The organism is Serratia sp. Ser99 (assembly GCF_024519545.1).
Taxonomy (GTDB): Bacteria; Pseudomonadota; Gammaproteobacteria; order Enterobacterales; family Enterobacteriaceae; genus Serratia; species Serratia liquefaciens.
Genome location: NZ_JALJRT010000001.1, coordinates 787594 through 802814 on the forward strand (window position 1 = coordinate 787594; position 15221 = coordinate 802814).

Below are 15221 nucleotides of genomic sequence, written 5' to 3' on the forward strand. Positions count from 1 at the left end.
CCAGAGAAGATATTGTCATTCGGCCTTCGCTAAGGGGCAGTTAGCGACGCCGGCGCAATATCATACGGGTGTGTAAAAAAACAACGTGAAACCGAAGCGGCGCAGGGATTACAGGGCCAGGTGTGAATGACCCTGCGCAGCGAAACGAGAACTACGGTTTCATCTGCCCGGAACGGATGCGATGTAGTGGAGAGACGTTAACGCCACGCGCTACAAAACCACGTATCCACTCCGGGGCTTGATTTAACACCTGACGGGCGGCGGTTTCTGTGTCGAATTCAGCAAACACACAAGCACCTGTGCCAGTCAGGCGTGACGGCGCGTATTCTAACAGCCAAGAAACAAGCTGTTCAACCTCGCGAAAACGTTTTCTTGCTATAGGTTCGCAATCATTTGCGTAAGTTGCCTGTAACAGCACACTTAACGGACGAACCGGGGTGTCTCTTTTTAATTCCGCATCGCCAAAAATTGCCGGGGTAGGGATGCTGACCCCCGGATGCGCCACCAGATACCATTTTTCCTGCGGGTTGGCCGGCTGCAAACGCTCACCGATGCCTTCGGCGAACGCTGCATGGCCACGCACGAAAACAGGGACGTCGGCACCGAGCACCAGCCCCAGTTCTGCAAGCTGGTCGTCGCTCAAACCGCAGCGCCACAGTTCATTCAGCGCAACCAGCACCGTAGCGGCGTTGGAGGAGCCACCGCCCAGCCCGCCGCCCATTGGCAGCCGCTTTTCGATGCTGATGTCGGCACCCCGTGGCGCGGTATCCAGCCCATGGCGATCGCAATACTGTTGCAGCAGACGTGCGGCGCGGACAATCAGGTTTTCTTCATCCGGCACGCCCGCCACCGGGGTCAGCAGGTGAATACGGTCATCCTGTCGCACATCGATGGTCAGCGTGTCGCCGTAATCCAGAAACTGAAACAGCGTCTGCAACAGGTGATAGCCGTCTTCACGTTGGCCGGTAATGTATAAAAACAAATTAAGTTTAGCTGGCGATGGCCACTGACGGATCATTTGAGCGTCCAATTATCCATTTTCAGTTTGATGCGCTGGTCACCCTGTTTCAGCTCAAGTCGGCTTGGCAACTGCGGTTGCAGGCTGTTGTTGTAGTCCTGGTAGTCAACGGTCCAGGTCTGTCCGCCTTGCTGGTAGGTCAGCGAGTTCAGGCGATACTGGTCATCCAGCTTGAAGTCGTTGGCTTCACCCGGCAGGCCGAGCATCCATTGGCGCAGGTTATCCAGCGGGATTGCCATACCGGTCAGTTTGCGGATCATCTCTTCGGCATTGTCGCTGACATAGCGCTTGCCCTGATTGTCGGTCAACTGCACCACATTTTTCTGCACGTTGAGATCAAGCTCGGTGCTGCCAAGTGGGTTGGTCAGCAGCAGGCGGTAACGATCAGACGAATACTGCTGCCAGAAGAAGCGCGCGTAGACTTTTTTCTGATCGGACAGGTAGGCGAAAGAGCCCCGGGTCTGATACTGCTCAAGCTGTTGCACCGCTTGCTCATGGGCGCGCCATTGCGGTGATGTCGGGCTGGTGGCCGGGCCGCTGGGTTTGGTGGTGGTACAGGCAGCCAGCACCAGGCTGGCCAGCGGGATCAGGCGTAGCAAACTAACTTTGCGGATTGGCATAACTTTCTCTTGTCCTTTTGTCCTTACGGGCACGCACAGCGAGACCTTGGTATTAGCGTTTACGCTAGCGGGGCAGCGCCGGCGCGTCAATTTTTTGCTGCATCGCTTTGAATCTGCCCGGCTTTGTCACCGCTGTTAGCCTCGAGGGTATGCGCTGCGTTTGCACATAAGATTAACACAATCACCCAACCCTGCCGCTGTGGGCACAAGAATATCTCTCTGGTCGGGCGGAGGCCGTTGGCGTTTAGTTGAGGTTGCTAGCGGTATGCTGCAATAGTTTATCGCCGGAGGAGAATACAAGGTCATGAAGCTGTCAGTACGCATTGTTATTTCGCTGTTATGCTTCGCGGGCGCGGCATTTTTTTATCTTCAGGCAAAGCATGTTTTTTGTCAGCAGGTCTCTTTTCTTTTGGATCCCACCTTTCGTTGCGGCACTTTAGGTTGGTAAACGCCGGATATTTGATCGCCGCCTGGCGGCTTAGGGGTTATCGTTATTGCTGAATACTGTGCGGAATATCGCATACTGCACTAAAATTCAGTATGTTATGTCGTCGAATTAATAGTCATCCCGCTGTATTTATTAGCGATTTATCGATTGATGCTGACTATTTCAGCGATTGAACGGAAGATGCGGTTGTTACTTTTATTGAGCCCGCGCATCAAGTAGAATGCCGTTCAACGAGAACCCGTACCAAAAGAAGTATTACTCGAAGCAATGACCCTGCTGGCGTTAGGTATAAATCACAAAACCGCTCCGGTTTCTCTGCGTGAAAGGGTGACCTTCTCCCCAGAGTCGATCGAACAGGCGCTAACCAGCTTGCTCCAACAGCCGTTGGTGCAGGGCGGTGTCGTGTTGTCTACCTGCAACCGCACCGAACTTTATCTTAGCGTGGAGCAACAGGAACATATTCACGAACAGCTGGTTGCCTGGCTGTGTGAATACCACCATCTGCGCCCGGAAGAAGTGAGCAAAAGCCTGTATTGGCACCATGGCAACGACGCCGTCAGCCATCTGATGCGAGTAGCCAGCGGGCTGGATTCGCTAGTGTTGGGTGAACCGCAGATCCTCGGCCAAGTGAAAAAAGCCTTTGCCGAATCGCAACGCGGCCAGTCGCTTTCCGGTGAGCTTGAACGGCTGTTCCAAAAATCCTTCTCTGTCGCCAAACGCGTACGTACCGAAACCGAAATCGGTGCCAGCGCGGTCTCTGTGGCCTTTGCAGCCTGTACGTTGGCGCGCCAAATCTTCGAATCACTTGCCGAATTGAACGTGCTGCTTGTGGGCGCCGGTGAAACCATTGAACTGGTGGCGCGCCATCTGCGCGAGCACAAGGTACGGCATATGATTATTGCCAACCGTACCCGCGAACGTGCGCAATTGCTGGCGGACGAAGTTGGCGCGGAAGTGATCACATTACCGGAAATCGACGAACGCCTGGCGGACGCCGATATCATCATCAGTTCTACCGCCAGCCCGCTGCCGATCATCGGTAAAGGGATGGTGGAGCGCGCGCTGAAAGCGCGCCGCAACCAGCCGATGCTGCTGGTGGATATCGCCGTACCGCGTGATATCGAACCGGAAGTGGGCAAGCTGGCCAACGCCTATCTGTACAGCGTGGACGATCTGCACGCCATCATTCAAAGCAACCTGGCGCAGCGCAAAGCCGCGGCGGTGCAGGCGGAATCAATCGTTCAGCAGGAAAGCACCAACTTTATGGCCTGGCTGCGCTCACAGGGCGCAGTGGAAACCATCCGCGACTACCGCTCGCAGGCCGATCAGATCCGTGCGGAAATGGAAGCCAAAGCCCTGGCCGCGATTGCGCAGGGCGCCGACGTGGAGCAGGTTATCCACGAGCTGGCCCATCGGCTGACCAATCGTCTTATTCATGCCCCTACCAAATCCCTCCAGCAGGCCGCCGGCGATGGCGACGTGGAGCGGTTGCAATTATTACGCGACAGCCTCGGGCTGGATCAGCATTAGTTTTCTCTTTTAACAGGGTTTAATACCACGCATGAAGCCTTCTATTGTTGCCAAACTGGAAGCGTTACAAGAGCGCCATGAAGAAGTGCAGGCGCTGCTCGGCGATGCCGGCGTTATTGCCGAGCAGGATCGGTTCCGTGCGCTGTCGCGCGAATATGCACAGTTGACCGATGTCAGCCGCTGTTTCCTGGAATGGCGTCAGGTGCAGGACGATCTGGCTACGGCGGAAGTGATGTTGGACGATCCGGAAATGCGTGAAATGGCGCAGGAAGAGTTGAAACAGGCCAAGGCCGCGACGGAAGAGCTGGAACAGCAGCTGCAACTGCTGCTGTTGCCGAAAGATCCGGATGACGAGCGCGGTTGTTTCCTGGAAGTGCGCGCCGGGACCGGCGGCGACGAAGCGGCGATTTTCGCCGGCGACCTGTTCCGCATGTACAGCCGCTATGCCGAAATGCGCCGCTGGCGCGTTGAGATCATGAGCGCCAACGAAGGCGAGCATGGCGGTTATAAAGAAGTGATTGCCAAGGTTTCTGGCGACGGTGTTTACGGCCAGCTCAAATTTGAATCCGGCGGTCATCGCGTACAGCGCGTGCCGGAAACCGAGTCGCAGGGGCGTATTCATACCTCCGCGTGCACCGTGGCAGTGATGCCGGAAATACCGGAGGCTGAACTGCCGGAGATCAACGCGGGCGATCTGAAAATCGACACCTTCCGTTCCTCAGGCGCAGGTGGTCAGCACGTTAACACCACCGACTCGGCGATCCGTATTACCCACTTGCCGACCGGCATTGTGGTGGAGTGTCAGGACGAGCGCTCACAGCACAAGAACAAAGCCAAAGCGATGGCGGTGTTGGGTGCGCGTATCCGTGCAGCAGAAATGGCCAAGCGCCAGCAGGCGGAAGCTTCAACCCGTCGTAACCTGCTGGGCAGTGGCGATCGTTCAGACCGCAACCGCACCTATAACTTCCCGCAGGGGCGTGTCACTGACCACCGTATCAACCTGACGCTGTACCGTCTGGACGAGGTGATGGAAGGCAAGCTCGACATGCTGATCCAGCCGATTGTGCAGGAATACCAGGCCGACCAGCTCGCTGCGCTGTCCGCCGAGCAGGAGTAATGGACTATCAATCCTGGCTGAAGGCTGCGGTTGCCCGCCTGACGCAGAGTGAAAGCGCCCGACGCGATGCGGAAATCCTGCTGGGGTTCGTGACCGGCCGGGCCAGAACTTTCCTGATGGCGTTTGGCGAAACCGTGCTGACGCCGCAAGAGCAAGAGCAGTTGGAGAGATTGTTGGCGCGCCGTGAACGCGGTGAACCGGTAGCTTATCTGATTGGCGAGCGCGAATTTTGGTCGTTGCCGCTGTCGGTATCGCCCGCCACCCTGATCCCGCGTCCGGACACCGAATGCCTGGTGGAGTTGGCGCTGGAGCTTTTGCCCTCATCCCCTTGCGCCATTCTCGATCTCGGTACCGGTACCGGCGCCATCGCCCTGGCGTTAGCCAGCGAACGCCCAGACTGCGAAGTGACCGGCGTCGATTTACAGCCGGAAGCGGTGGCGTTGGCCCAGCACAATGCGCAGAAGCTGTCGATCGGCAACGCGCAGTTCCTTCAGGGCAGTTGGTTTGCCCCACTGGTCGGAGAAACTTTTGCTCTGATCGCCAGCAACCCTCCTTATATCGACGCCGCCGACCCGCATTTGGCACAGGGCGACGTACGTTTTGAGCCAAGTAGCGCGCTGGTGGCGCCACAGCAGGGGCTGGCGGATTTGTCCGCTATCGTGCAGCAGGCGCCGTACCACCTGCAATCACAGGGCTGGCTGCTGCTTGAACATGGCTGGCAGCAGGGAGAAAGCGTACGCGCACTGCTGCAGGCCGCCGGTTTTATTTCGATCGATACCCGACGCGATTATGGCGGTAACGATCGCGTCACCTTTGGCCAATGGCCGCAGCAATCACTGAAAACCAACAATAACGAAGCACACAGCGATTAAATAAGGAAGCGATATGGCAGTCTACTCGGCGTTAAAACATCTGCATTTGTTGACGGTCACCATCAGTATTGTCTTGTTTGTATTGCGTTTCTTCTGGAAATGGCGCAATTCGGCTATGATGAACAAACGTTGGGTGAAGATAACCCCGCATATAAATGATACGGTGTTGTTCGTCAGCGGCATCGCGCTGGTGGTGATGTTCAAGTTATATCCGCTGTTGGGTATGGACTCGTGGCTGACCGAGAAGCTGTTTGGCGTTATTATCTATATCCTGCTTGGCTACGTCGCATTGGGCAAGAAGACCAAAAACCAGAACCTGCGCACACTGGCGTTTGTGCTGGCATTGGGCTGTTTGTACCTGATAATTAAACTTGCCACGACGAAAATACCCTTTCTGATGGGATACTTATGAGTAGTATTGCTGATTTTGAATTTAACACCTCGCTGCTGAGCGAGGGCGTGATCCTGGTATCGCAGTCCGTGCGGCGTGATTTCCCCGCCGCCGAGGTCGAACGCAAGCTGCAACAGCTGGTCGACGAAGCGCGTGCGGCCGTGCCGCAGGATCTCAGCCAGGAACAGCAACTGGACGCACTCATTGAATTGTTCTTCAAAACCTGGGGTTTTGGCGGCGCCAGCGGCGTGTATCGTCTGTCCGACGCTATTTGGCTCGACAAGGTGCTGGAAGGTCGTCAGGGCACGCCGGTTTCGCTCGGCACCATTTTCCTGCATATCGCCGCTCATCTGGATTTACCGCTGCTGCCGGTTATTTTCCCCACTCAACTGATCCTGCGGGCAGACTGGCTGGATGAAGAGATGTGGTTGATCAATCCATTGAACGGCGAGACGCTGAACGAACACCAGTTGGAAGTGTGGATCAAGGGCAACCTGGGGCTGGGCGCCGAACTGGAAGACGACGATCTCGATGAGTCAGAAAACGTCATGGTGGTGCGTAAGATGTTGGATACGCTCAAAGCCGCCCTGATGGAAGAAAAACAGATGGAAATGGCGCTGCGCGCCAGCGAAACGGTGTTGTGCTTCGATCCGGAAGATCCTTACGAAATCCGTGACCGCGGGCTGATTTACGCCCAGTTGGAATGCAATCATATCGCGATTTCCGATCTTAACTATTTTGTCGAACAGTGTCCTGAAGACCCAGTCAGCGAAGTGATCAAGGTACAGATCCACTCGATTGAACCGAAACAGGTCACGCTGCATTAATTCATTTACTATGCCCTGAACGCGACAGGCCAAGGCTTGCGGCACGACGGGTAACTTCAATAAAGGCGAAAGCATGAAACAGAAAGTGGTTAGCATTGGTGACATCGACGTAGCGAACGATCTGCCGTTTGTGCTGTTTGGCGGTATGAACGTGCTGGAATCGCGCGATCTGGCGATGCGCATCTGTGAACACTACGTCACCGTGACGCAAAAACTGGGCATCCCTTACGTTTTCAAAGCCTCCTTTGACAAAGCCAACCGTTCTTCTATCCACTCCTACCGGGGGCCGGGTCTGGAAGAGGGGATGAAGATCTTCGAAGAAATCAAAAAAACCTTCGGCGTGAAAATCATCACCGACGTTCACGAAGCGTCACAGGCTCAGCCGGTGTCCGAAGTGGTTGACGTGATCCAACTGCCGGCATTCCTGGCGCGTCAGACCGATCTGGTGGAAGCGATGGCGAAAACCGGTGCGGTGATCAACGTCAAGAAGCCACAGTTCGTCAGCCCGGGCCAAATGGGCAATATCGTCGACAAATTCAAGGAAGGCGGTAACGATCAGGTGATCCTGTGCGATCGCGGCAGTAACTTTGGTTACGATAACCTGGTGGTCGATATGCTTGGCATCAACGTTATGAAAAACGTGACGGGCGGCCATCCGGTGATCTTTGACGTGACCCATGCTCTGCAGACTCGCGATCCCTTCGGCGCAGCTTCTGGCGGCCGTCGGGCGCAGGTTGCCGAACTGGCGCGTGCCGGTATGGCGGTTGGCCTGGCAGGTCTGTTCATCGAAGCGCACCCAGAGCCAAACAGCGCCAAATGCGACGGCCCGTCCGCGCTGCCGCTGGACAAGCTCGAGCCGTTCCTGGTGCAGATGAAAGCCATCGACGACCTGGTGAAGAGCTTCCCAGAGCTGGACACCAGCAACTAAACATTTTCACAGCTGTTATTTGTAGGGGCGCAGCATACTGCGCCCGCTATGGTTTAAAGCCCGATTCGTCGGGCTTTTTGTTTTTCAGGCATCGAGCGCTGCAAGCGCTTCAGGCAGCGTCGCGTAGAAATGCAGTTTCCCCTCAATCGGCTGTATTCGTGCCCTTGCCAGCGTTTTCAACGGCTGGAAAGGCATGTCGGTGATTGCCAATTGTTTGCCGGCCGGCAGGGCTTCGATAAAGCGTTGCAAGGCATCCAGTCCCCCGGCATCCAATACCGGCACCGCATCCCACTGCAAGACGATCACGTCATAACTTTCGCTGCGCACCAGTAGCTCGTTAAAAATACGCTCGGCGGCGGCGAAGAACAGCGGGCCATTCACCCGCAGCACTAATCGGCCGTTGTCGGCACTCAGTTCGCTCAGGCGCGTCATGCGCGCAATGCGGCGCATAAACAGCAGCGAGGCCAGCACAATGCCTACGGTAATGGCGATCACCATATCGAACAGCACCGTCAGCGACATGCATAGCAGCATCACCAGAATGTCGTCTTTCGGCGCTCGCCGCAGCAGATAAACCACCTTGTGCGCCTCGCTCATATTCCAGGCCACCATTAGCAACAGCGACGCCATTGCAGCCAGCGGCAGCCAGGACAACCACGGCGCCAGCACCAGCAACGCCAGCAGTACCAACAACGCATGGATGATGGCCGAGACCGGTGAGGTGGCACCGGCGCGTACGTTGGCGGCAGAGCGCGCAATGGCCGCGGTGGCGGTAATGCCGCCGAAGAAAGGCGCAATGATGTTGCCCGCACCCTGGCCGATAAGTTCGGTATTGGAGTTGTGCTTCTTGCCGGTCATCCCGTCCAGCACCACCGCGCACAGCAGGGATTCTATGGCCCCGAGCATCGCCATGGAGAAGGCGGCTGGCAGCAGGGCGGAGAGTGTTTGCCAGCTCAGCGCCATAGGCTTGCCGTCACCGGCCGGTAAATCCCACGGCAGCATCAGCTGCGGCAGAATGGGCGGTATGCCCTGGCCGTGGGTGCCGTCGGCCAGCAGATAGCTGAAGCGCGAGCCGATGGTCGCAACCGGGTGGTCAAACAGCGCCAGAATACCCATAACCGCGGTACCCGCCAGCAGTGCGGGTAAATGGCCCGGTACCCGCAGGCCGAGCTTGGGCCAGAAGATAAGGATCAATAGGGTCACTGCGCCGATCAGGGTGTCGCCGAAGTCCAGCGTCGGCAGCGCCTGCAGCAGGGCGTAAACCTTGCCCACATAGTGTTCTGGCACCACCGCCATTTGCAGGCCAAAGAAATCCTTCACCTGCATGGTAGCAATGGTGATGGCGATACCGGAGGTAAAGCCTAACGTCACCGACAGGGGAATGTACTCAATCAGGCGGCCGAAACGCGCCAGTCCCATGATGACCAGAAAGAGTCCGGAAAGCAGGGTGGCGATCAGCAGGCCTGAGAGGCCGAACTGCTGCGACACCGGATAGAGGATCACCACAAACGCGGCGGTAGGCCCGGAGACGCTGTAGCGCGAGCCGCCGCTGATGGCAATGACAATCCCGGCAACCGCCGACGTATAGAGTCCATATTGGGGGGGAACGCCGCTGGCAATTGCCAGTGCCATTGCCAACGGGATGGCGATAATACCGACGGTGACGCCGGCGATGGCATCTTTTAGCAGGCGTTGCAGGGAATAGGGATCTCGCCAACAGGCATCAATCAGCGCGCTGAACGGCCTAATGCCGTTAATTTCATGCGTTTTCATCTAAGGTGTAAACCAAGTCTATAAAAGAGAACGGAATGGCGGGCCGGATGCGGTCCGTCTCGAATAGCTGATAGACACCATACGCCAGTTGTGACGGCGATTCCTAGATATACATCAATGCACTTCGGAAAATCAGACTTATACTCTTTCAGGAACGGGATAAATGACAAGTTACAGACAGGCCGCGGTTTAGGCGGCCTGCGCAGAAAGAATAGGCCAGGTTATACCGCTTAGTGGACCGCGGGTAGGGATAATCCGAGAAAATGCGCCAGGGTGCCGACCAACAGATTGTGATCTTCCAACTGGGGTGAGCCGGAAATGCTGATGGTGCCAATGCAGCCCACGCCACCAAGATTGATCGGGAAGGCGCCACCGTGTGCTGAGTAATCGCTGACGCTCAGGCCATAGCGTTCTTCCAGAGTCGATTGTCTTTGCTGCAGGCGCAGGCCAATCGCGTAAGAGCTCTTGTGGAAGTGCTTCACCACATTGCGTTTGCGCCGTACCCAATCGGCGATATCGGGGGTAGTGCCGGGCATGGCGTAATAAAACAGCGTTTGCCCCGCGAGCTGGATCTCAATGGCGATCGACAGGCGGCGCTGTTCGGCCGCTGATTTCAATGCAGAGCCCAGCTCCCAGGCGGTGTTATGGTCAAAATGGCTGAAGGTCAACGTGGTTTCTTGTTCGCTAAGCGCGTGCAAATCATCATCGATATTCATGGTCGCCCCCTTTATTGGTTGCCAACAGATTATCCTGAACAGAATTTATGGGATAGATACCTTGGAAATAACATAGAACTGCTAATCTATTATTAACCCGAGTAATAATATGTACGATGCCGAAATGGATGAGACAGGGAATGCTCAAAATTCGTCGCTAAATCCCCCTCTCGATTCCGTGGAGCCTATCGAATATTTATGACTTACGTCGCGTCAATTCCCACCCTGTATAGTGACGCTTGCATTACCTATGCCACGCTGTCCGTCAGCTATTTTGCCCTCAGTAAAAATGCGCCTTTTTCTTATCAGTCCGAAGGATGGAAGCGTATAGTCTTTGGCCTGCTTGCCGGGCTGGCGGTGCTGTTTCTCAATCAGGACCGGCTGGAGTTGAGCGGTAACCTGCATTTCAGCTTTGCCATGATCCCGATGATACTGGTGACCTTTTATGGCGGGGCGGTCAGTGGACTGGTCTGCTACCTGATGTCGCTGGCATTTACGGGAGGCTTGACCGTCGATAATCTGTTTATCGGCTCGATCATCATTCCATTGCTGTTGTCGCGTGTGTGGTTGAGAAAGTCGAATCGGGTGTTTTATCTCACCATTGGCATCATTGCGCTGTACCGTATCGGAGTGGTCTGGTTATTGGCAGATATACGCGCGCTATGGGGAGATGTGTTGTTGTATCAGGCGGTCTCGGCCCTGTGTCTGGCTATATGCTTCCACGGGCTGAATTTCAAAGAACGCCATATCCACGCTTATTTCTCTATGCGTGATAAAGCCACCACCGACAGCCTCACCCATATCAATAATCGCGCTAGTGTAGACTATCGACTCATGCTGCAGCAGGCGGAGCGCAGCCCCTGCGGGTTGATGATCCTCGATCTGGATAATTTCAAACGAATCAACGACACCTACGGCCATTTGGCCGGAGACCTGCTGCTGGCTCGCGTCGGACAACTGTTGCAAAGCAGCGTGCGCAGTGAGGATTTCGTCGGTCGTTATGGCGGTGAGGAATTTATCGTGATCACCGCCAGTTATGATCCGACGGTGATTGGCGGTGTGGCGGAGCGCATACGACGCAGCGTGGAAACGACGTTATTTTTGCTGGATGAAGACGTCGAGGCACGTATCACGATTTCTATCGGTGCGTCGTTATACCTGCCCGGCATGGCGTTGGACAAGGCAATAGAGGTCACGGATGAGGCACTGTATGACGCCAAGCGGCAGGGGAAAAATCGGGTGGTCTGCAGCAGGTTGATGCAGCTTGCCCCACTGGGTGCCGGTTTTCGGCAGGAATAACCCCTCCTGAAGGTTCAGGAGGGGGCTAAGTGTCAGGCCGCCAGAGTATGTTCGCGGAATGCGGTCAGCAGTTCCTCGGTAAACTTAAGGCGTTTCTGGCGGTCGGTCAGGTCCAGCATAAACTTCAGCTTGGTCGGCCCATCCAGGCGATAGATCTGCGGGTTGCTTTGCAACAGGCCAATCAAATAGCCCGGATCGACCCGATTCTTCTCACCAAACTCGATAAAACCACCGCGCTCATTACCTTCGATGCGCTTGATCCCCAGCTTCTGTGCATGTTGACGCAGCGCCGCACTTTGCAGCAGGTTGCGCGCCGCATCAGGCAGCAGGCCGAAACGGTCGATCAACTCCACTTTCAACTCTTCCAGCTCGGCGTCGTTTTTCGCGCTGGCGATGCGTTTGTAGAACGACAGGCGCGTGTTGACGTCTGGGATATAGTCATCTGGCAGCAGGGCCGGCATGCGCAGCTCCACCTCGGTCTGGTTGCTGGTAAGATCTTCCAGCGAAGGTTCGCGCCCGTGTTTGAGTGCATCCACCGCGCTTTCCAACAGTTCCATGTACAGCGAAAAGCCGACGGTGGTCATCTGGCCGCTCTGGTCTTCGCCCAGCAGTTCGCCTGCGCCACGGATCTCCAGATCGTGGGTAGCCAGAGCAAAGCCGGCGCCCAGATCTTCCAGTGACGCGATGGCCTCCAGCCGCTTATGCGCGTCGGTGCTCATGGCTTTCGGATTTGGCGTCAGCAAATAAGCATAGGCCTGATGGTGAGAACGTCCGACGCGACCGCGTAACTGATGCAGTTGCGCCAGCCCGAAACGATCGGCGCGTTCGATGATAATGGTATTGGCGCTGGGAATATCGATACCGGTTTCGATAATGGTGGTACAGACCAGTACGTTAAAGCGCTGGTGGTGGAAATCGTTCATCACCCGTTCCAAATCACGTTCGCGCATCTGGCCGTGGCCAATGGCGATACGCGCTTCTGGCACCAGCTCAGCCAGTTTTTCCGCCGCCTTCTCGATATTTTCCACGTCGTTATACAGATAATAAACCTGACCGCCGCGCAGCACTTCACGCAGGATAGCCTCGCGCACTACCAGGCTGTCGTATTCACGCACGAAGGTTTTCACCGCCAAACGGCGCGCCGGTGGGGTAGCGATAATCGACAGGTCACGCATGCCGCTCATCGCCATATTCAACGTACGCGGGATTGGCGTCGCGGTGAGCGTCAGAATATCCACATCGGCACGCATCGCCTTGATGCGCTCTTTGTGGCGAACGCCGAAGCGGTGTTCTTCATCGACGATCAGCAGCCCCAAATCTTTCCAGCGCAGATCGCTCTGCAGCAGTTTGTGGGTACCGATGATGATGTCTACCTTACCGTCGACGGCGTCGTCCATCACCTGTTGCTGCTCTTTGGCGCTACGGAAACGCGACATCATCTCGATGCGGATCGGCCAGGTGGCGAAGCGGTCGCGGAAGTTGTCGAAATGCTGTTGCGCCAGCAGGGTGGTTGGCACCAACACCGCCACCTGCTTGCCGTTTTCTACCGCCAGGAAGGCGGCACGCATCGCCACTTCGGTTTTGCCGAAGCCGACGTCGCCACAGACCAGACGATCCATGGCCAGGGGTTGGCACATGTCGCTCAGCACGGCGTTGATTGCCTGCTCCTGATCTGGGGTGGTTTCAAACGGGAAACTTTGGCAGAACAGCTGATACTGCTCACGGTTATGTTTAAAGGCGAAGCCGGTTTTGGCCGCGCGCTGTGCGTAAATATCCAGCAGTTCCGCCGCAACGTCTCGCACCCGTTCGGCGGCTTTTTGCCGTGCGCGCGTCCAGGCGTCTCCACCCAACTTGTGCAGCGGGGCGTTTTCGTCCGCACCGCCGGCGTAGCGGCTGATCAGATGCAATGAAGAGACCGGCACGTAGAGTTTGTCTTCGCCGGCGTAGGCCAGGATCAGGTATTCGGCCTTGATGCCGCCGGCTTCCAGCGTGGTCAGGCCAACGTAACGCCCGACGCCGTGCTCCAGGTGCACCACAGGCTGGCCAGGGTGCAGCTCCGCCAGGTTGCGGATCAGCACATCGGTATTAATGGTGCGACGGTTGTCCTGGCGACGGCGGCTAACGCGCTCGCCGAGCAGATCGCTTTCGCAGATCAGCGCCCGGTTGCGCATGCCGTCGAGGAAGCCGCGTTCGGAGGCGCCGACCATCATGTAGCGACCCGCCGGCTCGGCCTGTTCGAGATGCTGGATCAAGGCGGTGCTGAGCTTGATGCGGCCGAGCAAATCCTGCAGCGTTTCACGGCGGCCTTCGCTTTCCACCGAGAAAATGATGCTGCCGTCGAAGCTCTCGGTAAAACGACGCAGGTTGTCCAGCGGCGCTTTCTGTTGGGCTTGCACCGCCAGATCAGGCAGGGTGCGATAATCCAGATTGGTGTTGCCGGCTTTGGCGGGCAGCTCTTCGGTTTTCAGCGCCATACGTGGCCAGGCTTTCAATTCGCTAAACAGCTCGTCAACCCGCAGCCACAGGCTTGGCGGCGCCAGCAGTGGGCGCATAGGATCGACCCGGCGGCTCTCGTAGCGTTGGTTAACGTCCAGCCAGAAACGATCGGCTGCGTTCTCCAGATTGCCGGTGTTGACGATCAGCGTGTTCTCCGGCAGGTAGCTGAACAGTGACGGCAGCGGTTGGCTGAAGAACAGCGGTTGCCAGTATTCGATACCGGCCGGCCAGGTGCCTTTGCTGACCTGCTGATAAATATGTTCGGCGTCGCGGCGCACCTCAAACTGCTCGCGCCACTGGCTGCGGAACAGTTCGATGGCGTTTTTGTCGGTAGGGAATTCATGGGCCGGCAGCAGATTGATGGCTTCGACTTCGTTCAGCGTACGCTGGTTGTCGACATCAAAGGTGCGCAGGCTGTCGATCTCATCGTCGAAGAAATCGATGCGGTAAGGTTCTTCGCTGCCCATGGGGAACAGGTCGAGCAGCGCGCCGCGGGTGGCGAACTCACCGTGTTCCATTACCTGATCGACGCTACGGTAGCCAGCCTGTTCCAGTTGGGCGCGCAGTTTGTCGCGTGACAGGCGCTGGCCTTTTTTCATCACCAGCGCGTGGCCGTGCAGAAACTCGTGCGGACAAACGCGCTGCATTAAGGTATTGACCGGCAGAATAATTACGCCACGGGCCATGGTCGGCAGATGGTACAGGCTCGACAGGCGGGCAGAGATGATTTCCTGATGCGGCGAGAAGCTGTCGTAAGGCAGGGTTTCCCAGTCGGACAGGGTGGTTACCATCTGGTCGGTAAACTGCTGAATTTCGTCGCGCAACCGCAGGGCATTTTGCATGTCCGGGGCGATCAGCATCACCGGCCCGTTATGACGTTCGACGATCTCGGCGCACTCCACGGCGCAGGCCGAGCCGGTCAGCTGCCCCAACTGGCGCAAATCGCCCGCGCGTTCAGGCAGGGAATAACGGGAGGATGACGATGAAGAACGGTTAGGGTTATCGGAGGTGCTCATTAAGGTATCTTTAATCAATGTGTTAAATTTCGCCCGGCACAGATTACAACGCGCCTTTACCCGGTAATACTAGCCCACTGAGCCATAAACTGACATAGGTAAAAGCGCGAAACCCGTCGTCTTTCAAGCGGCGACTTTCAAATGTACTGCAGGCAGATTAGTCGCTCCAG

At 56.5% G+C, this 15221-nt stretch carries 12 protein-coding genes; 7 read left to right on the plus strand and 5 right to left on the minus strand.

What is annotated here, in order from left to right; translation table 11 throughout:
• Nucleotides 1–151: 151 nt before the first annotated feature.
• Entirely contained in the window at nt 152–1018 is an 867-nt protein-coding gene (gene ispE / locus NR114_RS03805) for a 4-(cytidine 5'-diphospho)-2-C-methyl-D-erythritol kinase (protein WP_048760649.1), read from the minus strand.
• Nucleotides 1015–1638, minus strand: a complete 624-nt coding sequence (lolB, locus tag NR114_RS03810; protein ID WP_020826445.1) for a lipoprotein insertase outer membrane protein LolB — start codon at nt 1636–1638, stop codon at nt 1015–1017. The genes ispE and lolB overlap by 4 nt, the downstream gene beginning before the upstream one ends.
• 715 nt (nt 1639–2353) lie before the next feature.
• Here lolB and hemA point away from each other — a divergent pair.
• The 6 genes from hemA to kdsA all read left to right on the plus strand — a co-directional run bounded on the left by hemA (nt 2354) and on the right by kdsA (nt 7751).
• A complete protein-coding gene (gene hemA, locus NR114_RS03815) occupies nt 2354–3616 on the plus strand; it encodes a glutamyl-tRNA reductase (RefSeq protein WP_037420462.1) in 1263 nt (420 codons plus the stop codon).
• 31 nt (nt 3617–3647) lie between these two features.
• The gene (prfA, locus tag NR114_RS03820; protein WP_048760652.1) at nt 3648–4733 is read left to right on the plus strand and encodes a peptide chain release factor 1; all 1086 of its coding nucleotides are present in this window, start codon (nt 3648–3650) and stop codon (nt 4731–4733) included.
• Nucleotides 4733–5605 (plus strand): peptide chain release factor N(5)-glutamine methyltransferase, encoded by an 873-nt coding sequence (gene prmC / locus NR114_RS03825; protein ID WP_048760655.1) that lies wholly within the window; start codon nt 4733–4735, stop codon nt 5603–5605. The genes prfA and prmC overlap by 1 nt, the downstream gene beginning before the upstream one ends.
• A 13-nt stretch (nt 5606–5618) precedes the next feature.
• On the plus strand, nt 5619–6017 hold the full coding sequence (locus NR114_RS03830) for a SirB2 family protein (protein WP_046373829.1): 399 nt from the start codon (nt 5619–5621) through the stop codon (nt 6015–6017).
• Nucleotides 6014–6823 carry an invasion regulator SirB1 gene (gene sirB1, locus NR114_RS03835; protein WP_020826449.1) on the plus strand — a complete coding sequence of 270 codons (810 nt, stop codon included), beginning with the start codon at nt 6014–6016 and terminating at the stop codon, nt 6821–6823. Before NR114_RS03830 ends, sirB1 begins: the two co-directional genes overlap by 4 nt.
• 73 nt (nt 6824–6896) lie before the next feature.
• Nucleotides 6897–7751, plus strand: a complete 855-nt coding sequence (kdsA, locus tag NR114_RS03840) for a 3-deoxy-8-phosphooctulonate synthase (protein WP_020826450.1) — start codon at nt 6897–6899, stop codon at nt 7749–7751.
• A gap of 84 nt (nt 7752–7835) precedes the next feature.
• On the opposite strand, the gene dauA is transcribed toward kdsA, so the two are convergent.
• A complete protein-coding gene (gene dauA / locus NR114_RS03845; protein WP_048760659.1) occupies nt 7836–9524 on the minus strand; it encodes a C4-dicarboxylic acid transporter DauA in 1689 nt (562 codons plus the stop codon).
• A gap of 230 nt (nt 9525–9754) precedes the next feature.
• Nucleotides 9755–10240: a heme-degrading domain-containing protein gene (locus NR114_RS03850; protein WP_046373827.1), complete on the minus strand. Its 486-nt coding sequence runs from the start codon at nt 10238–10240 to the stop codon at nt 9755–9757.
• A gap of 198 nt (nt 10241–10438) precedes the next feature.
• On the opposite strand from NR114_RS03850, the gene NR114_RS03855 reads away from it, so the two are divergent.
• Complete coding sequence (locus NR114_RS03855; RefSeq protein ID WP_234529394.1) at nt 10439–11539, plus strand: GGDEF domain-containing protein; 1101 nt, start codon at nt 10439–10441, stop codon at nt 11537–11539.
• 32 nt (nt 11540–11571) lie between these two features.
• Here the strand turns inward: NR114_RS03855 and mfd are convergent, their stop codons facing one another.
• Nucleotides 11572–15051, minus strand: coding sequence for a transcription-repair coupling factor (mfd, locus tag NR114_RS03860; protein WP_234529393.1), 3480 nt, complete (start codon nt 15049–15051; stop codon nt 11572–11574).
• Nucleotides 15052–15221 lie beyond the last annotated feature (170 nt).